Here is a 19,862-nt window from a genome sequence, read left to right on the forward strand (position 1 = left end):
TTTTCATCTACTTTCAATTATTAGTCGTCATCTTAATTTGTGCCCGGCCACTCTTTTGAGCAGTTTGCATACAACGGTAGATTGAATAACCAGAAGCTTCTGTAAAAGCCTTATCAAGTTGTTTTTCAATCATCTTGCTTCGAACGACTTGTTTAAAATCACGATAAGCCGCGTTTAAATCTTCAACTTTGGCACCAAATTCATAAGCCTGTTCCACAAGATTATATAAATGCATGACTTGAACCACTTCTTCTGGTGTCCAATCTGATTCTAAAGGATAGCTATAGTTAGTTTGCATAAATACTCCTAAATTTAAGTCAATTTTAGCAAAATTGACATTTTTATTATCAACCATTATAGCGCATTTTTTTAGCCCCTGTCGAATCGTTTTGACAACTGGATACAAAAAGGGCCGTCATAATTCATGACGACCCCTCCAGTATTAGATGTGAATTGGTAAGCCTAATGCTAATTCAGCGTCATCCATAATTGCTTCACTTAACGTTGGATGTGGGTGAATTGTTAAAGCTAAATCTTCCGCGTTCATCCCTGATTCAACCGCCAGGGTTAATTCTGAGATTAAATCGCTAGCGCCAACACCCGCTACTTGAGCACCAAGCAACGTATTATCATCAGTATTCGTTACTAAGCGCACAAAACCGTCAGTTTCAGCCAACGACAACGCACGACCATTAGCAGCAAATGGGAATTTAAAGCCTTTAGCGTTATAACCTTTTTCTTTTGCTTCAGCAACTGTTAAACCAGTGGTTGCCAATTCTGGATCGGTATAACAAACTGCTGGCATTGCTTTGTAGTCCACAACCACTTTCTTACCAGCAATTGCTTCGGCAGCAATTTTAGCTTCATAACTCGCTTTATGGGCAAGCGCTGCACCGGCAACAATATCGCCAATGGCATAAATACCTTTGATATTCGTTTGACCTTGTTGATCGACTTCAATTAAACCACGATCACCCATTTTAATACCAGCTTGTTCTAAGCCCATGTCATCGGTATTAGGACGACGACCAACGGTTACCATGACATAATCGGCAACCAATTGTTCTTCCTTACCACCAACTTCATATTTAACTGTTACATTTTGATCAGTTTCGATTGATTCTTTAGCCATGGCGCCAGTGATTACATCAACACCTTTAGCCTTGAAATTTTTCGTTACAAGTTGCACCATGTCTTTTTCGAAGTTCGGTAAAATTGAATCCGTTCCTTCAAGAATTGTTACATGGGCACCTAAGTTAGCATACGCACCAGCTAATTCAGAGCCGATATAGCCCCCGCCAATCACGACTAATTCCTTAGGCACTTCCGTTAAGTTCAAACCACCCGTTGAATCAATCACGCGTTTATTGAACTTAAAGCCCTTAATTTCAATTGGTCGACTACCAGTTGCGATGATTAAGTTCTTGAAACTATAGGTTTGCGCACTTTCTTCTTTAATGACGCGTAAACTGTGTTCATCAACTAAAAAGGCAGAGCCATCAAGAACATCAATCTTATGTTTTTTAAACAACATTGAAATGCCGCCTGTTAATTTTTCGACAACTTGGTGTTGCTTCCAATCTTGTGTCTTTGCAAAATCAAGCGTGGCCCCCGTTGTTGAAACTCCGAAGACTTCAGAATTCTTAGCTTCTTGCAAACGATGACCTGCAGAGATTAAGGCTTTAGAAGGGATACAGCCCACGTTCAAACAAATCCCACCGATATTTTCACGTTCAATAACCGTAACTTTTTGACCCATTTCAGCAGCTCGAATGGCGGCCACATAGCCCCCAGGTCCAGAACCAATAACGACAGTTTCTAATTCAATTGCAAAATCACCTACAACCATTTTTAAATCATCCTTCCATCAATAGTAGCTCTGGATCAGCTAATAATTCTTTTAATTCGTTCATCGCACGTTGCGCAGTCCCACCATCAATCAAACGGTGATCAAATGATAAGGATAATTTCAAGACTTTACCAACTGCGAGTTCGCCATCTTCATTAACAATTGGTTCTGTGCCGATACGCCCGACCCCGAGGATCGCCACTTCAGGATAGTTAACAACTGGTGTAAACCAGCCACCACCAATTGAACCGATGTTACTAATCGTCATCGAACCGCCACTCATTTCAGCCGGTTTCAACTTGTTGTCCAAAGCTTTTTGCGTATTTTCGCCAATTTCCTTAGCGATAGCAAAAATACTCTTGCTGTCGGCATCTTTAATGTTTGGTACATAAAGGCCGTGATCAGTATCGGTTGCAATGCCGACATTGATATAGTGTTTATAAACGATTTCGCTTGTTGTGTCATCAATTGAGGCGTTCAACGTTGGGAAATCACGTAATACAGTTACTAAAGCTTTAACAATGTATGGTAAGAAGGTTAACTTAATATCTTTCTTAGCAGCAACATCCTTAAATTTCTTACGATGGGTCATTAATTTAGAAACTTCAACTTCATCAAATAATGTCACGTGTGGTGCAGTATGCTTGCTTGTCACCATTGCTTTAGCAATTGCTTTTCGTGTTGGTGACATCTTTTCACGTGTTTCAAGTTCTGGTGTTGCTGATTCATAAGGTTTAACGGCTACTGCTGGTTCAGGTGTCGCTGTGGTTACAGGGGCACTCTTAGTGTCAGTGGTTGTCGTTGAAGCAACTGGTGCAGTACCATTTTGCATGAAGTTTTGAATATCTTCTTTCGTCGTACGACCGTGTTTACCAGTCGCTGGGACTTGGCTGATATCCACGTTATTCTCACGCGCAAACTGACGAACAGATGGCATTGCCAATATTTTCCGATTTGGATCACTAATGGCAACCACGCTTGTGTCACTACTATTATTAGTTGCTACTGGTATTTCTGCCGCCTGAGGTGCTGGCGTTGTTGCTACGGATGCTGAAGCTGTTGCAGTATTGTGGCCTGGTGCATCAATCTCAACGAGCACTTGCCCGACTGTTGCAACTTCGCCTTCACCCACTAAGATTTTAACAATCTTACCACTAACAGGTGATGGGATTTCTTCAACTGATTTATCGTTTTGGACTTCTAATAAGGTATCGTCTTCTGCAATTGTATCGCCTTCTGCGACTGCCCATTTTTGGATTTCGCCTTCTGCAATCCCTTCACCAATATCTGGTAACTTAAATTGATAAACACCTTCACTGGCTGCTGGCGCTGCAGGTTGTTCTGCTGCTGGCGTAGTTGTTTCTGCTGTTGGTGCATCGTTACCTTCAACTCCTGGTGCATCGATTTCAACGAGGACTTGACCCACTGTTGCGACTTCACCTTCGCCCACTAGGATTTTAACAATCTTACCACTAACAGGTGATGGGATTTCTTCAACTGATTTATCATTTTGGACTTCTAATAATGTATCGTCTTCCGCAATTGTATCGCCTTCTGCGACTGCCCATTTTTGGATTTCGCCTTCTGCAATACCTTCACCGATATCTGGTAATTTAAATTGATATGCCATGCTTATGTCATCCCTTCCTTCGTTATCGACTAAAAGTTAATAACTTCCTTAACTTTATTTTCAATATCAGTTGCGTTTGGTAACCATGTTGATTCAGCTTGCCCAAATGGGAATGGTGTATCTGGTGCTGAAACGCGACCAATTGGTGCTTCTAATGAAAGGACAGCGCGTTCTGAAATTTCAGAAGCCACTTGTGCCCCAACACCCGCTTGTTTTTGTGCTTCTTGCACAATGACAACGCGACCTGTTTTTTCAACTGATGCAATAATGGTTTTAATATCTAATGGGGCGATGGTCCGCAAATCAATGATTTCGACTGAAATATTATCTTTAGCTAAATTTTCAGCCGCTTTCTTAGCCTCGCGAACCATTGCGCCGTAAGTGATGATTGAAACATCTGAACCTTCCAATGTGACAGCAGCTTTATCAAGTGGCACTGTGTAAGATTCGTCTGGCACTTCCTCACGGAATGAGCGATAAAGTTTCATATGTTCCAAATATAAAACAGGATCATTTGAACGAATCGCCGCAATCAATAAGCCTTTAGCGTCGTATGGATTGCTTGGGACAACTACTCGAATCCCAGGAATTTGGGTAATCATACCTTCAAAGTTATCTGAATGCATTTCAGGAGTATGCACACCGCCACCAAATGGTGCCCGGATTGTAATTGGCATATTGCGTGTGCCACCCATCCGATAACGAGTCCGTGACATTTGACCGGCAATTGAATCTAATGTTTCAAAAACAAAACCAAAGAATTGAATTTCCGGAACGGGTCTAAAACCTTCCAAAGCTAACCCGATTGATAAACCACCAATCCCAGATTCAGCTAAAGGTGTATCGAAAACGCGTTCTTCGCCATGTTTAGCTTGCAAGCCTTCAGTCGCACGGAAAACACCGCCATTTTTGCCGACATCTTCCCCGAAAATTAAGACATTTTCATCACTTGCTAGTTCTAAATCCAGCGCATTTGTAATTGCTTGAATCATTGTTTTTTGTGCCATCTTAATTCGACTCCTTTGCACTGTATTCTGTGATTTGTTCTTGAATATTTTGTGGTTGTTCTTCAAATGTTACTTTTAAGAAGTCAGTTACCTTTTGTTTAGGAATGGCATCTGCTTCATTGATTGCTTCTTTAATAGCTGCTTTAACTTGATCAATTAATTCATTTTCTTGATCTTCTGACCAGAGGCCCTTATCCGTTAAGAAACGACGCATTCTAACTAGTGGATCACGTTTCAACCAAATATCATCTGTTTCTTTTGTCCGATAACGAGTTGGGTCATCCCCGGAGAGTGTATGGGGTCCATAACGATAAGTTAAGGTTTCAATTAAAACAGGTCCGTTGCCAGCGGTTGTGAAATCTCTAGCTTCTTTCATGACTTCATAAACGGCTAGTGGATCCATCCCATCTACTTGGATAGCAGGAATCCCGGCAGCAACCCCCTTTTGGGCTAATGTCACTGCTGCTGTTTGTTTTTCACGCGGTACTGAAATCGCAAAACCGTTATTTTGAACAACGAAGATTGCAGGGGCTTTAAAGGCACCCGCAAAGTTAATGCCTTCATAGAAATCCCCCTGTGAAGTGCCACCGTCACCCGTATAAACGTAAACGGCGTTCTTAGATTGACGTTTTTTCATCCCAACAGCGACACCCATTGCTTGAATGTATTGTGCCCCGATAATAATTTGTGGTGGCATTGCTTTGAGTGATTCTGGATACTTGTTACCTTCGATATGACCACGTGACCATAAGAAAGCTTGTGATAGAGGTAAGCCATGTTGCACCAATTGTGGTACATCACGATAACCAGGGAATAAGAAGTCATCCTTACTCATCGCAAAATTACTTGCTAATTGACTTGCTTCTTGTCCGGCAGTTGGTGCGTAAAACCCTAAACGCCCTTGACGGTTTAAAGCGGTCGCACGTTGATCAAGCACCCGTGACCAAACCATTTGTTTCATCAATTCAACAAGTTGGTCATCACTTAAATCTGGCATGATATCAGGATTTACAACTTGGCCAGTTTCATCTAAGATCTGAACTGTTTTAAAATCTTGGCTTTCATCGCCGAGTAGTTTATCAAAATTAACTGCAGCTTTATTATTGGCCATAATATTCATTCTCCTCTTCACTAAACTGTTTTAATATTCGCTTATATCTGTATCAATTAAGCTTCTTCACAAGTATAATTTAGCATTTTATAGCACTGAATGCAAGCGTTTTACATAACTAATCATCAAACCTCTTACACTTATCGTTTTATGTATATGTGAATTTAGTCACCAACTGACTAACGTTCACCACCGACCACTTCTGTTATATAATATATTAAAATTCTGTTATATAATAGCAGCGATAATCGCGCACAAAAAAAGCGCTAGTACAAACCATCGTCTGTACTAAACGCTTGTCATTATATTTGTTGGGGTACTTCACGCCAAGACCGGTTGGGGAATTTCAGCGTTCCCAGCATGTACTAGGAAGCGTTGAACATCCGTCCAAACTGGTTCAACTCTTAAATGAGTCATGAGACGGTGAAGATTAACTAGTAGGCGCATCCGTAATTGACCGATACTTACAAAAACAAGTAAATTTTTGAATTGCCCTGTTTTTGTAACACGCATCATCATAACGGCAGTACAAATTGCTAAGCCAATTGTCACACCAACAAAAGCAAATTCGTTGACTGCAAGGACCGCAAAGAATGATACAAGTGCTGCCACTGCCATTAAGAAGGCATTTCCTAGGCGAACCTTAGCGATATCATCCTTAGGTGATAGTGTTTCATTCAACACGACACCTCTGGTACCAGTTTTAACAACTGTACCAGCTTTGATGACCGCCATTTCTTTATCAATTGTCGCTACGGCAACTGGTGCTTTTTCTGTCGCATCTAATACTAAGATGTCACCTGCTACAATTTGATCAACACCAATTTCACGTAGAAAGCCATCACGCACAACACTTGCCATCCGATTTGAATCGGCAACTAACGATGCGCGTTTTGCAGCTTCAATCGTTGTTAACCCGCTTGGACGAGTTGCCAACAAACGCATTAACATCCCGCTGCTTGTGATTGCGTTTAATGTTGTTTCTTGCTTTAAATTCTTGTGCATCGCGTTCGACACTCCTTCCCTTTTGAGGAAGTCGTCGTAACACTGCTAGCCTAATGCTGGCAGTAAAAAGACAGACCACCTCGGATGATCACTATCGCTACTACTTAACGGACCTTCAGCTGTTTGCAACATTTTACTCACCAGACTTTCTAATTAATTTTAGAGATCACACTTAGTTGTACAAAAAAAGACGCACAACAATTGAGCGTCATCCATAACATCATGGCGTTCCCAATCGTTCAGTTTTAGCACTATATGACGTAGAAACCATGTTCAGCTACGTTAGAAAAAGCCTTCATTGGCAGTTTCTGTTGACTCAATTGGCATCTCTCGATGTTTCTGAGTAGCAGCGTATGTTCATATAGGAGCCTCACCTAACGGAAAAGCGATATCTCTATATACCCATTCTACTGGTTATCAATAGGTGGGTCAACCCATTTGTTCCGTTTTTTTTAATTCTGTGCTAGAATAACCTATGATGAATTAATCGGAGGTCTTAACTGTGATATTAATGAAAGATATTATCCGCGAGGGTAATCCTACACTTAGAGAAATTGCACAACCTGTTTCATTCCCATTATCTGACGAAGATCGGCAACTTGCCGCTGACATGATGACATTCTTGGAAAATAGCCAAGATCCAGAAATTGCTGCGAAATATCAATTACGCGCCGGTGTTGGCTTAGCCGCTCCACAAGTCGATGTTTCAAAACAAATGTCAGCCGTTTTAGTCCCAGGCCCTGAAGGCGAATCCCCAATCTTGAAGGACGTAATTATTAATCCTAAGATTATTAGCCACTCTGTTCAAGACGCTGCTTTAGCCGAAGGTGAAGGTTGCCTATCAGTCGATCGCGAAGTCCCCGGTTATGTGCCCCGGCACGACAGAATTACATTACGTTATCAAGACGTTGAAGGTGTTAGTCATAAGATCCGTCTTAAAAACTATCCCGCAATTGTTTGCCAACACGAAATCGATCATTTAAACGGTATTCTTTTCTTTGACCACATCAACAAAGAAAATCCATTTGCCGCACCGGATGATATGATTATTCTTGAATAATGAACTAACGAAAAAAGGTTAAGCCCCAAATTGGGCTTAACCTTTTTTCTATGCATTTAATTTTGTTTCTGCAAATTGACTGTTATAAAGCTTAGCATAAACACCATTAGCGGCTAATAAGTCATCATGCGTTCCTTTTTCAACAATTTGACCGTGATCCATCACTAAAATTAGGTTAGCATCCCGAATTGTTGATAAGCGATGGGCAATCACAAAGCTTGTTCGACCTTGCATCACCTTTTCCATCGCCTTTTGTAGTAAGCTTTCTAAGCGCGTATCGACTGAACTGGTTGCTTCATCTAAAATCAAAATTTTAGGATTAGCAATCACTGCCCGAGCAATCGTTAAGAGTTGCTTTTGTCCTAACGACACGTTATCCGCTTCTTCATCAATTGTCATCTGATAACCATTTGGCAATGTATGGATAAAGTGATCAACATTAGCCGTTTTGGCAGCATCCACGACTTCATATTCAGTGGCATCTAGCTTCCCAAAACGAATATTTTCCGTAATCGTTGTGTGGTACAACCAAGCATCCTGCAGCACCATCCCAAAGAGTGAGCGAACTGTCTGTTTACTCAATTGGCGGGTATCGACGCCATCAATCAGGATTTGACCAGAACTGACATCGTAAAAACGCATTAATAAATTAATCATCGTCGTTTTCCCGGCCCCAGTTGGCCCAACAATCGCAATTTTATCGCCCGGATTGGCAGTGAAACTTAAATCACGAATCAACGGTTTGGCTGGATCATAGCTAAAGCTGACATCTTTAAATTCAACTTTCCCCTGAACATTAGCCGGTAATTCAGCCGTTTCTTGATCAGTTGGTTCAATCGGTTCATCTAAGATTTCAAAAACTCGTTGTGTCGCAGCGGCAGCGGCTTGCATCACACCGGATAATTGTGTGATTTGCGAAATCGGTTGATTAATCTGCCAAATATATTGAATAAAGGCCTGCAAGTTACCAACCGTAATGACACCGTGCAAGACATAGTAACCACCCAAGGTTGCCATCCCCGCGTAGGTCAGATTAGTCGTCAAACCCACTAACGGCATCATGATTCCTGAAATAAAGGCCGCTTTGAAGCCAAATTCAGTCAATCGATCGGTAATCGCTGCAAATTCATCAACTGCTCGTTCTTCTTGACCATACAACTTCAAGACACTGAAGCCACCATAGTTTTCTTGAACATAGCCGTTCATCTCACCCAAGGTATTTTGTTGCCCTTGGAAGTAAACTTGTGACTTTTTGATGATTGCTTTGGAAATCAAAAGTGAGGCTGGGATCATAATTAAGGATAATAACGCCATCCATAAATTAATCGTCAACATCATAACGACTGCCATGATGATCCCCAAAATTGAAGTCACCACTTGAATTAAACTCTGTTGCAAAGCATTGGTGATTGCATCAACATCATTAGTAACCCGCGACAAGATATTGCCTTGTTGTTGTGAATCAAAGAAACGGACTGGCAAAGCGTTCATCTGTAGATTGATATCCCGCCGTAAATCACGCATTGCGTGTTGGACGGCACGCGTCATTAAAAACGACCCCAAAAACATCATTGTTTGATAGAGTAATGCAAAGCTGAGAATCATCGCGATCACTTTAGTAATGTAGCTAAAGTTAACGGCAACGTGTTGCGCTAAGTTTTGACTAATTTCAGTCACTGCTAGTCCCATGATAAATGGCCATAGCGCATTCGCTAAAACGGAAATCACCGTTGCAGTAATTGCTGACCAGAACGTTATTTTATAAGGCCCAATATAGCGCATCAGGCGTTTGAGCACCTTAATATTCTTCATTGAGCTCCTCCTTTGATAACTGTGAGGCGGCAATGGCCCGATAAACCTCATTTGTTTTAAGTAATTCCTTGTGGGTCCCGATGCCCACAACTTGGCCTTCATTTAAGACGACAATTCGATCCGCATTCATAATCGTCCCTACACGTTGGGCGACAATTAAGACCGTCGCATCTTTCGTAATCGATTTTAAAGCACCCCGTAAAGCCGCATCAGTTTGATAATCCAAAGCTGAGAAGCTATCGTCAAAGACGTAAATGTCTGGCCGACGAACAATTGCTCTGGCAATCGCTAGCCGTTGCTTTTGCCCACCTGATAAGTTGTTACCCCCTTCGGCCAAATAAGTTTGGAGACCCTCTGGTTTTTCCGCCACGAATGTTTTGGATTGGGCAATCGTTAAAGCATCCCATAATTCAGCATCCGTTGCTTCCGGATTACCATAGCGCAAGTTATCCGCAATCGTGCCGGTAAAGAGGACTGCTTTTTGAGGAATAAAACCAATTTTTTGGCGTAATGCTTTCAATTGATAATCACGAACATCGTAACCATCAATCATCACTTGTCCCCGTGTCACATCGAAAAAGCGCGGAATCAATTGGATTAAGGTTGATTTACCACTCCCCGTACTGCCAATGAAGGCGACAGTTTCGCCTGGATGAGCTTTAAAACTGACATCCCGAATGACCGGACTTTCGGTCGGACCAGGATAGGCAAAAGAGACATTTTCGAAAGCCAATTCGCCTTGGGTAGTCGTGGTTTGAATCCCTTGGTCATCATCCGTAATAGCCACGGGTGAATTAAGGACTTTTTCAATTCGTTCCGCTGAAACAGCTGCTCTAGGGTACATCATAAAGACACTCGCAAAAAGCATGAATGAAAATAATACGTGGAAAATATATTCAATAAAGGCGATTAACGTCCCTACGGCCAAGTTGCCAGTATTAATTTGAACCGCACCTTGCCAAATGATTAAAACGAAAACAATATTGAAGATAAATGAAAAGCCAGGTTGTGCAAGCGCTACTAATGTAAAGAGTTTGATTGAACTCTGACTGTAGGCTTCGTTGACTTTTCTAAAACGCATACTCTGGAATTTTTCACGCACAAATGCGCGAATAACCCGAATCCCAGTTAAGTTTTCACGTAAATTTAAATTGATGGCATCTAAGTTTTTTTGTTGTTCTGCAGACATTGGTTCAGATAACCACCCAATGATGACCACCCCAACTAATAAAATTGGAATGGCTGCGAAAACAATCCATGATAACGACAGACTCGTCCGCACAATCATAAACGCACTGGCAACGATCATCATCGGGGTCATAAACCCAGTTCGTAACACTTGCACCATGAATTGCGTCACTTGAAAGGCATCGTTGGTTGTCCGAGTAATTAAAGAAGATACCCCAAATTCACCATATTCATGATGTGAAAATTGCATCGTCTTTTTAAAGATATCGTTCCGGATATCACGCGTTAAATTAGTGGTTAAACGACTCCCCGTGTAAGCTAAGCCAATTAAACCAATCAGTCCTATTAAGGAAATAACAACCATTAAAGTCCCGTATTGCCAAACGGGGCCAACCGTATGGCGATTAATGCCTTTATCAATAATTTGTCCTAATAAAGTTGGTAATCCTAGTTCAATTAAAATAAACCCAAATACGCAAATAAAATTCCAAAATAGTAGTTTTTTATAGCGAATGGTATAGCGCCACATTAATTTCATAGGTGCTAACTCCTTCTTGTTTCAAATTTAGTCCATCACACGTGCCATATCCTTGACGTATTCAATCGTTTCCCGATTGACAATAAACGCCACATCAAAATGGTACTCCTGGTCCAATAACCAAGCATCCGTAATCACTAACGCTGGATATTTAGGATTAACAGAGGCAATTCGTCGCTCATCTGCAACCTCATTTAAAGTCTGCATTAACGTTTCTGTAATCGGTTTTAACGACACATCCGTTTGTAAAACATTCACGCGATACTCAAACAACATCACATTCCCGCCCCAAACTTCTGTTGGTAAATTGGCAGTCAAAGTTGCTTGTTTCGTATAAAATTGCGGTTGGACGCTCAATAATCTTTGATACGCAATATTGACAATCTCGTCTACCGTTTCTTGACTACTACTTTGTAAAATCCGCATGGCTCTTTGTCGACGAATACGATGAATGAACCAAGCTAGACCGCCCACCAATCCAATTAAGACTAGTAGTAATAACCAAATCAACATGGCAACCCCCTCTTTCTATTTGTAACGGTTGTCATAATTATAACCGAATTAGAGTAAACTCGCTATTACGAGGCCATTGCTCAATGTATACTTTAAACAAAAGATATGCTAAAATATTCTTAAATGTTGAGTAATCAACCTCTGGACGGTTAAACTTTCGTTTAAAAATAAGATGAATATCAAAGGAGTTTTACAATTGATTTATAAAGTACTTTTCCAAGCAGACAAAACACAAAGCCCTCTACGCGAGGCAACTAAATCCCTCTATCTTGAAGCTAACAGTGCCGTTGAAGCACGTCAACTTGTTGAAGACAATACACCCTACAATATTGAATTTGTACAAGAGCTTACTGGTGAACACTTAGCTTACGAACAAGAATCAGAAGACTTCAAATTAACGGAGTTCTAAATAAATGAAACTCAATATAAAAAACAATGAAACAGCCGTTTTTGCCGTAGGGGGTCTTGGCGAAATTGGTAAGAACATGTACGGTGTTCAATTCCAAGATGAAATTATCGTTATTGACGCCGGCATCAAGTTTCCAGAAGATGAATTATTAGGGATTGACTATGTCATTTCCGATTATCAATATCTTCAAAAGAACCAACAAAAAATCAAAGCCCTTGTGATTACTCATGGTCATGAAGATCATATTGGTGGGTTACCTTTCTTTTTACAACAAGTGCCAAACGTTCCTGTTTATGCAGGTCCTTTAGCTCTTGCTTTAATTCGCGGTAAGTTAGAAGAACATGGCCTTTTGCGGTCTACTGAATTACATGAAATAAACGAAGATACCGTCCTTAAATTCCGCAAAACCAGTGTTGATTTCTTCCGGACAACCCATTCAATTCCTGATACATTAGGGGTTGCGATTCATACACCTCAAGGGGTCGTTGTTGAAACTGGTGATTTCAAGTTTGACTTAACACCAGTTGGTAATCAACCTTCCCCCAACCTTCAAAAGATGGCACGTCTTGGCGAAGAAGGCGTTCTTTGCTTAATGTCTGATAGTACCAATGCTGAAGTGCCTAACTTCACGAAATCAGAACGTTTTGTTGGCAATTCAATCCGCCACATTGTGGAACGGATTGAAGGCCGGATTATCTTCGCAACTTTTGCTTCTAATATTTCACGTGTCTCACAAGCAACCGATGCAGCGATTGCTAACGGTCGAAAGATTGCGGTCTTCGGTCGTAGTATGGAAGCTGCCGTTGTTAATGGTCGTGAATTAGGTTATTTAAATATTCCTGATGAAGCACTAGTTGATGCAAGTCAACTTAACTCATTACCTGCCGATAAAGTGATGATTATCTGTACGGGTTCTCAAGGCGAACCAATGGCCGCTTTGAGCCGGATTGCTAACGGTACTCACCGTCAGATTTCAATCCAACCTGGCGATACAGTTGTTTTCTCAAGTAATCCAATTCCTGGGAATACAACGAGCGTTAACCACGTTATCAATAAGCTTTCTGAAGCAGGCGCTGAAGTTATTCATGGTAAGGTCAACAACATTCATACTTCTGGTCATGGTGGCCAAGAAGAACAAAAATTAATGTTGCGTTTAATGAAACCTAAGTTCTTCATGCCTTGTCATGGTGAATACCGGATGCAAAAGATTCATACCGAACTCGCCCAACAATGTGGCGTTGAACCAGATAATTGTTTCATCCTTGAAAATGGTGATGTCTTAGCCTTAACCGCTGACTCAGCACATGTTGCTGGCCATTTCAGTGCCGACGATGTTTATGTAGATGGTAACGGGATTGGTGATATCGGTAATGTTGTCCTTCGCGATCGTAAAATGCTTTCTGAAGAAGGCTTGGTCGTGGTTGTCGCAACGATTAACTTCGGTGAGAAAAACATTCTTGCCGGTCCTGATATCCTTTCACGGGGCTTTGTCTATATGCGTGAATCTGGTGAATTGATCAGCGAAGCCCAACGACGGGTTTTCAGAATGATCGTCAACACGTTCAATGCTAACGACAAGGTCACTGAAAGCCAAGTCCGAGAAGCAATCATCGATGGCCTTCAAGATTTCTTATTTGAAAAGACGGAACGTCATCCGATGATTTTACCAATGATCATTCAAAGTAATGAATAAAACCTTTAAGGGCGATACAAACTCACGTTTGTATCGCCCTTTTTTTAAATTCTTATCAAAAATTTAGGTAGTAAAACTTGTCATTTCCCGCTATAATATACACCGAATATCTTTTCTGAAAGGGGGTATCCGAATGGCTGATACGCCACATTTTTATATTATTTTAAATCAAGTTGCTGGTACTGGCCAAGCTCAGAAGATTTGGCCGCAAATCGAAACTGCCCTCAAGCAACGCGGTATTTCATATGAATTACAAATTTCTAGCTATCCCGGTCATACCACTCGGATTGCCTACCAATTTGCCCGTTTTAAACGAACGAATCAAGTTTTGTTGATTGTCGGCGGTGATGGTACTTTAAACCAAGCCATTAATGGGGTCCAAAGTGCCGGTAAACATGATATCCCCATCGCATATTTACCTTGTGGCTCTGGTAATGATTTCGCGCGTGGGATTGGCTTAAATAGCGATCCACTACAAGCGCTCGAACAGATTCTTGCAGCTACCGCCCCCGTCAATATCGATTTGGGTGTCTATCACGATGCTCTCAAGAACGAGACTGGTTATTTCGTCAACAATGTCGGTATTGGTTTTGACGCTTCCGTCGTCAGTATCACTAACAACTCTAAAAGCAAACGCTTCTTAAACAAATGCCATCTCGGCTCCTTATCTTACGTCTTCTCGCTAATCCAGGCCTTTACATCGCAAGATGCTTTCCAAGTGACCGTCAAGGCCAACGCCACCGTTAAAAACTTTAGCCGTGGTTTTCTAGTCACAACCACGAATCATCCTTACTTTGGCGGTGGTGTTCCCATCATGCCTTCTGCCCGCGTCGATGATCAAAAACTCGACCTCGTGGTGATTGAAAAGTTGAACGTTTTCTTCTTCTGCTACCTATTCATCATGATGCTAATGGGCAAACACACCCGCTATAAGGCGGTTCATCATTTTAGAACTGATGATCTTGTCGTTCGAACCCAAACGTTAGAATTTGGCCAAGTCGATGGCGAAGAGATGGGTAGTCGCGCATTTGATATGCACTTCAAGGTCACATCCCAACCCTTCTGGCTAACAACAACTAAAACAGAACAATTCAAATAAGCTTTTACAAATTAAAGAAGAACAACGCCATTTAACGTTGTTCTTCTTTTTTATTACCTATAAAAATCAGCCTGCACGCGCTTAAAAATCGCGGTTTCCTTTAATTTAAGCCAGAATAAACCAGCAATTAAACTGCCAGAGATGGCACCAACGAAAAAACGCGGCGTGTAAACGAACCAGAATAAACCATTAGCACTACCCGTAAACCAAGTCATGACCGGATAAGAAAGCAGTGAACCAATTAAGCCCGTTCCTAAAATTTCACCCGCAAGCGCCCAGCCAATATGACCGCCATACCGATAACCAAGGCCAGCTAATAAAGCGCCAAAAAAAGCCCCCGTTAAGGCTAAAGGTGGAATCCCCAGTAACATCATTCTTAAAACGGCCGTCATTAACGCCATTACGGTTGCATAGAACGGGCCCCCATTAAAACCGCTGCAGTAACGTTCAAAACACTCGACATCGGTGCCATGCTTTCAATGCGAAATAACGGTGATAAGACGACATCTAGTGCAATCATCATCGCAAGGATGGTTAATCGCTTCGTTCGGCTATTGTTCATCGTATTCGTCCCCGCGTAACCATTGTTCCTTGCGATAAGCCATCTCCCAAAAATAATATTCCAATTGGCTGCTACGAACAAACGCCTGCACCATTTTGACCTGATCTTCCGCTGAACTGGCTGCATACAAGCGATTTAAAACAATGCCCATCATTTGAATTTCATCCTGCAATTCAGCCATCGTGTAGGTTTCAATCCAGCGTTGATAATAAGGATTAGGTGAAGCCGGCTGTTGACTTAAAGCCATTCCGATATCACCGTATAACCAAGCACATGGGTATAAACCAGCCGCCGCGATGGCGGGGTTATCCGCAAATAATTGCCGATACATATGAGCAACATAGTGATCAGTTGTCGGCGCAATGGGCGTCGCTCGAACCTCAGCAGCCGTTATTTTTAAAGCTTCAAAGAATTGTTCCCGAACGATCATTTCACCATCTTTCAAACCAGTTGCGCTTAGTGTCATCAACGCTTTTAATTCTTGATCCTGACAGCGATCGGCGACGATTTGATGTAACTTTCTGAAATGACAAAGATAATAATGATCTTGAATCAAATAATACCGAAATATTTCTTCTGGCAGCGTCCCCGCTTGCAATTGAACGATAAACGGATGACGTAAACTACCTTGCCAATATGGTGCGACTTTCTTTTCAACAATACTTGTAAATGACATGTTGCCCCTCCTGTACGAATTGAAATCAATTCACTTCTGGGGCCACTTGACAAGCACTCAAAATACCCGCCAATTAAAAATTGACGGGTACCAAAATAAGCACGTTTAATTAACAAACGACACGACATTTCCCTGCGCTAGTCCTAACTATATCAGGTTCAATGGGTATAATCTCAGCTCTTAGGCACCCCAGATGCGTTATTCAATTGTGGCTTCATTATAGCACGAATGGAAGCGGTTATTCACTAAAATCATCATCAAGCGACTCAGTCTACTGATGATTGCTCTTTCTCCATAACGAAGTTGGTCAATAAAACACCTTGCCGTGCTACTTGTTGTTCTCGAATCACCTGATAGCCCCGACTTTCGAAAAACGGTCTGGCTGTAATCGAAGCATGCGTGATAACTCGGCCTGCAACAGCCTGCTCGAGCTGATGACAGATAGCAGTCGCTACGCCTCTTCTTTGATAATCGGCATGGACAAATAACCGATCGAGGTAGCCAGCTTGATCGATATCTCCAAAACCAATCAGGTTATCATTTTCAAGTGCAACAACACTGAAATGTGATTGCAGCGATTGATCCCACTGCTTTAAATCAGGCTCACCAGTGGCCCATACAGCCAACTGCGCTTTCGTATAATCGCCAGCATTCACTATATGCACTGTCTTATAAAACAACTCTGCGACTGCTTGACAATCCCCCGGCTGATAACGTCTAATCTCCACTTATTTCCCCCCTCTTTTAAAGATTTTCACATCATTATTAATCAAACTTAATTCTGATATGCTTGCGTAAAATCAGCTTGCACCGTCTTTGCCAATTTTGGAGTTACGCTACAGCTGATGACCTTCATTGTTTGCTTTAATTTGTAGGCGCCATTTGATGGCGGCTTCTTCTAACTGTTTCACAAACGTTTCTTTAAAATCACCATATTTTTCGATATCGTTTCCTGAAAATTCTGCCGCCGCCCGCTTAACCGTTGCATAACGCGCTACTGCATCAGTATGGGTTCTTAAATAGTCCCTAACGGCTAAATGCCGCTCAATCTCATATAAGTTATTATACGCGAAAGCATGAATTTGATGCGTTCTTTGATCGCCACCTTTGCGATAGTAACGCCGCCCAGGAATCCCAAACTCACCACATACTTCATAACCCAGCTGTTCAAAGATCGCCCGGTTGTTATCTAAATCCTGCAAGTTATCAACCACTAACAAAAGATCGATGATTGGTTTAGCAGCAAGCCCTTTTACAGACGTGCTACCAATATGAAAAATTTGTAAAAAAACTATCGGCAAAGCTGCTTTTAGGCGCTCTCGTTCACTAATAAATTGAGCTGCCCATTCTTTGCGGTAAGCCACCACTTCAATTTTCATCTTTATACCTCAATTTTTACCACTAAAATAATTTGATCATCAGTTTTTATTTAATCATAGTCATGATTGTCAATTTCGCTAACCGCTTTTTCAAAGTCTGCTTGATGTGGGAGAACTTGCTTTTCTTTTGGTGGAAATGTTTGATCAAAATCATCTAAGAACGATTCATCTGGATACATCGCTTCTGAAAAATGAACGCTGCCGCTAATACCATCTAATGCACCTTCAAATAACGGTAAGGCCATTACCCCCGTATAAAATTTACCATCAGGCATCGATATATTGTATTTCTTGGTCCCCACAAATCCATAAGGATGATAGTGATACGTAAAACCGCCAAGAATAATTGCGTTAAAGCACCGTCTTTTCGCTTCAGCAAGTGAGTGCTCAATCAACATCCGCCCAAATCCCTGTCGATGATACGCCGGTGAAATACTAACTGGTCCGAAAGTAATAATCGGATGCGCCACCCCTTCTTTATCGATCACTTTAGCCTTTGTGTAGAAAATGCTACCGATAATTTGATCATCTAATTCAATAACATACGACAGTTCGGGAATATAGTCAGGATGTTTTCTGATGTTGTGCACTAGTAAATGTTCGACTGCTCCCGGAAAATATAAATTCCAAAAGGCTTCTCGTGTGATTTCTTCCACGATTCTATAATCTTTTTCTTCTTCATGTCTTATTGTAATCGCCATTTGTTTCTCCTAGTAATAATGCTTTTAATTTTAAAAAAATATCTGGTTTATTGAAGTTTAAAATAGGGTTGAAATTCCGCTGGTGCTGCATCTTGCGCAACCCATCGATTAGGGAGCTCGGCTGATGCGCTTGGCTGCTTTCTTGCAGTGATTAAATAACGGCAATCAATGTGCATGTGGGCTGCTTGCTTTTTCACTGGATTCTCCGGAATCGCAATTAAATTAGCATCCACCAACTGCGCTTGTTCCCCGACTAGCCCGGTTTCCTCTAGTAATTCCCGCAGAGCGGTTTGACCTGGCGTTTCAGACAGTTCAACATGCCCCGCTGGTAATAACCATTGCTGCAAGTATGGATGGCGCACCATCAACAACTGATTATTTTTAAAAACAAGCGCACTAGCGGATAAATGATAGTGATCGTTGACTGCTCGATAAAGCGGGGCTGTTTGGTGCGCCATTAATTCGCTGATCATCTGATATTTTGGCAGATCATTAAACGCTGCCGATTGCTCAGCTAGCCGCTGAATTTGTGCTAACAAGTCATTCATGAGCGCGCCGCCATTAACAAATCGGCTTGCTGATAACCTTTGAATAAATTGATCATTTTATGCGTTGCCAAAACATCGTGCACGCGCAGAATACGGGCCCCCTGCTCAACCATCAATTGTTCCAATAATAGCGTTGCGGTTAAGCGTTCTGCCATCGGATAATCAAATTTACTTTCCATAAAACTTTTCCGAGAAATCCCCGCCATGATTGGCGCACGATACTGCATTGTTGGTTGAATACTATTGAGCTTAAACAAATCCAATGACGCTGTGTTTTTAGCGTGTGAAAACCCAACGCCAGGATCCAAAGCAATTTGTTGACGTGTTAACCCGGCCGCCTCGAGGCTCGCTAATGTTTCTTGGTAAAATTGATCAAGCGTTTCAAAAACGTCATTTTGATAATGGCGGCCATTATACATCGTGACCACTGCGGGCCGATGGTTGGCGACGACTTCGAGCTTAGCCGCTTTATTAAAACCATCGATATCATTCAAAATTGGTACCCCGCTTGTGACTGCCCGCTGCATAACATCGTCATTATTGGTATCAACTGCCAACACCGCGTTGGGCCATTCCTGTTGCACTGCTGCAATCACGGGCGCGATTCGTTGCCATTCTTCATCCGGCGTAATTTCTTGATAGCCTGGGCGCGTTGATTTGCCACCGACTTCAATCACCGCGGCACCATTGGCCAAATCAGCCTCAATTTTCGTCATAATCTGGCCCAGCGCTTGGCTCGGTTGCCCGTCGTAAAAAGAATCCGGTGTACAGTTAATAATCGCATAGACAATCGGGTCAACCGTTAAATCGAACTTGAAACCCGGCCCGGTCCATAAAATTTGCTTGGCCTGCCAGATTTGTGTCAATTGCGCGTTTGACTGGCCAAAATATTGTGGCCATTTTCGTTGTAACGCCGCTAGTTGAAAAAGACTAAACTGGCCAAACCATTGTTGATCCAACTGCTGAATTAAACAATGACTGGCTAAACAAAGGCGCTGTAATGTTTCGATTTCAGCTGCATCCCCACTGAAGCTTAACAGCGTATCATTCCCTTGACTGGATTGCGCTTCGCTAATTTGCAT

Annotated in this window: 19 protein-coding genes, 1 pseudogene and 1 riboswitch; of the genes and pseudogenes, 4 read left to right on the plus strand and 16 right to left on the minus strand. The window is 41.8% G+C overall.

Features of this window, described 5'->3' with window-relative positions; genetic code table 11:
* Window positions 1-13 precede the first annotated feature (13 nt).
* The 6 genes from C0213_06170 to C0213_06195 all read right to left on the minus strand — a co-directional run bounded on the left by C0213_06170 (window position 14) and on the right by C0213_06195 (window position 6,602).
* Window positions 14-298 (minus strand): hypothetical protein, encoded by a 285-nt coding sequence (locus tag C0213_06170; GenBank protein ID AUX12819.1) that lies wholly within the window; start codon window positions 296-298, stop codon window positions 14-16.
* 144 nt (window positions 299-442) lie between these two features.
* Window positions 443-1,849: a dihydrolipoyl dehydrogenase gene (gene lpdA / locus C0213_06175; protein AUX12017.1), complete on the minus strand. Its 1,407-nt coding sequence runs from the start codon at window positions 1,847-1,849 to the stop codon at window positions 443-445.
* Between the two features lie 7 nt (window positions 1,850-1,856).
* A complete protein-coding gene (locus C0213_06180; protein ID AUX12018.1) occupies window positions 1,857-3,479 on the minus strand; it encodes a dihydrolipoamide acetyltransferase in 1,623 nt (540 codons plus the stop codon).
* Window positions 3,480-3,508: 29 nt separating this feature from the next.
* Window positions 3,509-4,486 (minus strand): alpha-ketoacid dehydrogenase subunit beta, encoded by a 978-nt coding sequence (locus tag C0213_06185; protein AUX12019.1) that lies wholly within the window; start codon window positions 4,484-4,486, stop codon window positions 3,509-3,511.
* 1 nt (window position 4,487) lies between these two features.
* Window positions 4,488-5,597 (minus strand): pyruvate dehydrogenase (acetyl-transferring) E1 component subunit alpha, encoded by a 1,110-nt coding sequence (gene pdhA / locus C0213_06190; protein ID AUX12020.1) that lies wholly within the window; start codon window positions 5,595-5,597, stop codon window positions 4,488-4,490.
* A gap of 321 nt (window positions 5,598-5,918) precedes the next feature.
* Window positions 5,919-6,602, minus strand: a complete 684-nt coding sequence (locus C0213_06195) for a hypothetical protein (GenBank protein ID AUX12021.1) — start codon at window positions 6,600-6,602, stop codon at window positions 5,919-5,921.
* 502 nt (window positions 6,603-7,104) lie between these two features.
* On the opposite strand from C0213_06195, the gene C0213_06200 reads away from it, so the two are divergent.
* Window positions 7,105-7,662 carry a peptide deformylase gene (locus C0213_06200; GenBank protein ID AUX12022.1) on the plus strand — a complete coding sequence of 186 codons (558 nt, stop codon included), beginning with the start codon at window positions 7,105-7,107 and terminating at the stop codon, window positions 7,660-7,662.
* Window positions 7,663-7,710: 48 nt separating this feature from the next.
* Here C0213_06200 and C0213_06205 read toward each other — a convergent pair whose 3' ends face one another.
* The 3 genes from C0213_06205 to C0213_06215 are packed head-to-tail and all read right to left on the minus strand — an operon-like array spanning window position 7,711 to window position 11,713.
* On the minus strand, window positions 7,711-9,474 hold the full coding sequence (locus C0213_06205) for an ABC transporter (GenBank protein AUX12023.1): 1,764 nt from the start codon (window positions 9,472-9,474) through the stop codon (window positions 7,711-7,713).
* The gene (locus tag C0213_06210; GenBank protein AUX12024.1) at window positions 9,461-11,200 is read right to left on the minus strand and encodes a multidrug ABC transporter ATP-binding protein; all 1,740 of its coding nucleotides are present in this window, start codon (window positions 11,198-11,200) and stop codon (window positions 9,461-9,463) included. The genes C0213_06205 and C0213_06210 overlap by 14 nt, the downstream gene beginning before the upstream one ends.
* 27 nt (window positions 11,201-11,227) lie before the next feature.
* Entirely contained in the window at window positions 11,228-11,713 is a 486-nt protein-coding gene (locus tag C0213_06215; protein ID AUX12025.1) for a hypothetical protein, read from the minus strand.
* Window positions 11,714-11,909: 196 nt separating this feature from the next.
* Between C0213_06215 and C0213_06220 the strand changes: the two genes are divergently transcribed.
* The 3 genes from C0213_06220 to C0213_06230 all read left to right on the plus strand — a co-directional run bounded on the left by C0213_06220 (window position 11,910) and on the right by C0213_06230 (window position 14,914).
* Window positions 11,910-12,122 carry a hypothetical protein gene (locus C0213_06220; protein AUX12026.1) on the plus strand — a complete coding sequence of 71 codons (213 nt, stop codon included), beginning with the start codon at window positions 11,910-11,912 and terminating at the stop codon, window positions 12,120-12,122.
* Between the two features lie 4 nt (window positions 12,123-12,126).
* Window positions 12,127-13,815, plus strand: coding sequence for an RNase J family beta-CASP ribonuclease (locus tag C0213_06225; protein AUX12027.1), 1,689 nt, complete (start codon window positions 12,127-12,129; stop codon window positions 13,813-13,815).
* 133 nt (window positions 13,816-13,948) lie between these two features.
* Entirely contained in the window at window positions 13,949-14,914 is a 966-nt protein-coding gene (locus C0213_06230) for a diacylglycerol kinase (protein AUX12028.1), read from the plus strand.
* Between the two features lie 53 nt (window positions 14,915-14,967).
* Here the strand turns inward: C0213_06230 and thiW are convergent.
* The 7 genes and pseudogenes from thiW to folP all read right to left on the minus strand — a co-directional run bounded on the left by thiW (window position 14,968) and on the right by folP (window position 19,862).
* Window positions 14,968-15,476: pseudogene (thiW, locus tag C0213_06235) on the minus strand (energy coupling factor transporter S component ThiW).
* Window positions 15,466-16,152, minus strand: a complete 687-nt coding sequence (tenA, locus tag C0213_06240) for a thiaminase II (GenBank protein ID AUX12029.1) — start codon at window positions 16,150-16,152, stop codon at window positions 15,466-15,468. Before tenA ends, thiW begins: the two are co-directional and overlap by 11 nt.
* Before the next feature lie 112 nt (window positions 16,153-16,264).
* Window positions 16,265-16,354: riboswitch (TPP riboswitch) on the minus strand.
* 64 nt (window positions 16,355-16,418) lie between these two features.
* The gene (locus C0213_06245) at window positions 16,419-16,880 is read right to left on the minus strand and encodes a GNAT family N-acetyltransferase (protein ID AUX12030.1); all 462 of its coding nucleotides are present in this window, start codon (window positions 16,878-16,880) and stop codon (window positions 16,419-16,421) included.
* 108 nt (window positions 16,881-16,988) lie between these two features.
* Window positions 16,989-17,531 carry a hypothetical protein gene (locus C0213_06250; GenBank protein ID AUX12031.1) on the minus strand — a complete coding sequence of 181 codons (543 nt, stop codon included), beginning with the start codon at window positions 17,529-17,531 and terminating at the stop codon, window positions 16,989-16,991.
* A gap of 50 nt (window positions 17,532-17,581) precedes the next feature.
* Window positions 17,582-18,232, minus strand: a complete 651-nt coding sequence (locus C0213_06255; GenBank protein ID AUX12032.1) for a GNAT family N-acetyltransferase — start codon at window positions 18,230-18,232, stop codon at window positions 17,582-17,584.
* A 47-nt stretch (window positions 18,233-18,279) separates the two neighbouring features.
* Window positions 18,280-18,780: a phosphohydrolase gene (locus C0213_06260; GenBank protein AUX12033.1), complete on the minus strand. Its 501-nt coding sequence runs from the start codon at window positions 18,778-18,780 to the stop codon at window positions 18,280-18,282.
* The gene (gene folP, locus C0213_06265; protein ID AUX12034.1) at window positions 18,777-19,862 is read right to left on the minus strand and encodes a dihydropteroate synthase; all 1,086 of its coding nucleotides are present in this window, start codon (window positions 19,860-19,862) and stop codon (window positions 18,777-18,779) included. The genes C0213_06260 and folP overlap by 4 nt, the downstream gene beginning before the upstream one ends.

Source organism: Latilactobacillus sakei (genome assembly GCA_002953655.1).
In the GTDB taxonomy this organism is placed as follows: Bacteria; Bacillota; Bacilli; order Lactobacillales; family Lactobacillaceae; genus Latilactobacillus; species Latilactobacillus sakei_A.

What these genes read in the sequence shown, in the direction of transcription:
- C0213_06170 (AUX12819.1), bottom strand. Translation starts at nt 298, where the DNA reads ATGCAAACTAACTATAGCTATCCTTTAGAATCAGATTGGACACCAGAA.
- lpdA (AUX12017.1), bottom strand. Translation starts at nt 1,849, where the DNA reads ATGGTTGTAGGTGATTTTGCAATTGAATTAGAAACTGTCGTTATTGGT.
- C0213_06180 (AUX12018.1), bottom strand. Translation starts at nt 3,479, where the DNA reads ATGGCATATCAATTTAAATTACCAGATATCGGTGAAGGTATTGCAGAA.
- C0213_06185 (AUX12019.1), bottom strand. Translation starts at nt 4,486, where the DNA reads ATGGCACAAAAAACAATGATTCAAGCAATTACAAATGCGCTGGATTTA.
- pdhA (AUX12020.1), bottom strand. Translation starts at nt 5,597, where the DNA reads ATGGCCAATAATAAAGCTGCAGTTAATTTTGATAAACTACTCGGCGAT.
- C0213_06195 (AUX12021.1), bottom strand. Translation starts at nt 6,602, where the DNA reads ATGCACAAGAATTTAAAGCAAGAAACAACATTAAACGCAATCACAAGC.
- C0213_06205 (AUX12023.1), bottom strand. Translation starts at nt 9,474, where the DNA reads ATGAAGAATATTAAGGTGCTCAAACGCCTGATGCGCTATATTGGGCCT.
- C0213_06210 (AUX12024.1), bottom strand. Translation starts at nt 11,200, where the DNA reads ATGAAATTAATGTGGCGCTATACCATTCGCTATAAAAAACTACTATTT.
- C0213_06215 (AUX12025.1), bottom strand. Translation starts at nt 11,713, where the DNA reads ATGTTGATTTGGTTATTACTACTAGTCTTAATTGGATTGGTGGGCGGT.
- C0213_06225 (AUX12027.1), top strand. Translation starts at nt 12,127, where the DNA reads ATGAAACTCAATATAAAAAACAATGAAACAGCCGTTTTTGCCGTAGGG.
- C0213_06230 (AUX12028.1), top strand. Translation starts at nt 13,949, where the DNA reads ATGGCTGATACGCCACATTTTTATATTATTTTAAATCAAGTTGCTGGT.
- tenA (AUX12029.1), bottom strand. Translation starts at nt 16,152, where the DNA reads ATGTCATTTACAAGTATTGTTGAAAAGAAAGTCGCACCATATTGGCAA.
- C0213_06250 (AUX12031.1), bottom strand. Translation starts at nt 17,531, where the DNA reads ATGAAAATTGAAGTGGTGGCTTACCGCAAAGAATGGGCAGCTCAATTT.
- C0213_06255 (AUX12032.1), bottom strand. Translation starts at nt 18,232, where the DNA reads ATGGCGATTACAATAAGACATGAAGAAGAAAAAGATTATAGAATCGTG.
- C0213_06260 (AUX12033.1), bottom strand. Translation starts at nt 18,780, where the DNA reads ATGAATGACTTGTTAGCACAAATTCAGCGGCTAGCTGAGCAATCGGCA.
- folP (AUX12034.1), bottom strand. Translation starts at nt 19,862, where the DNA reads ATGCAAATTAGCGAAGCGCAATCCAGTCAAGGGAATGATACGCTGTTA.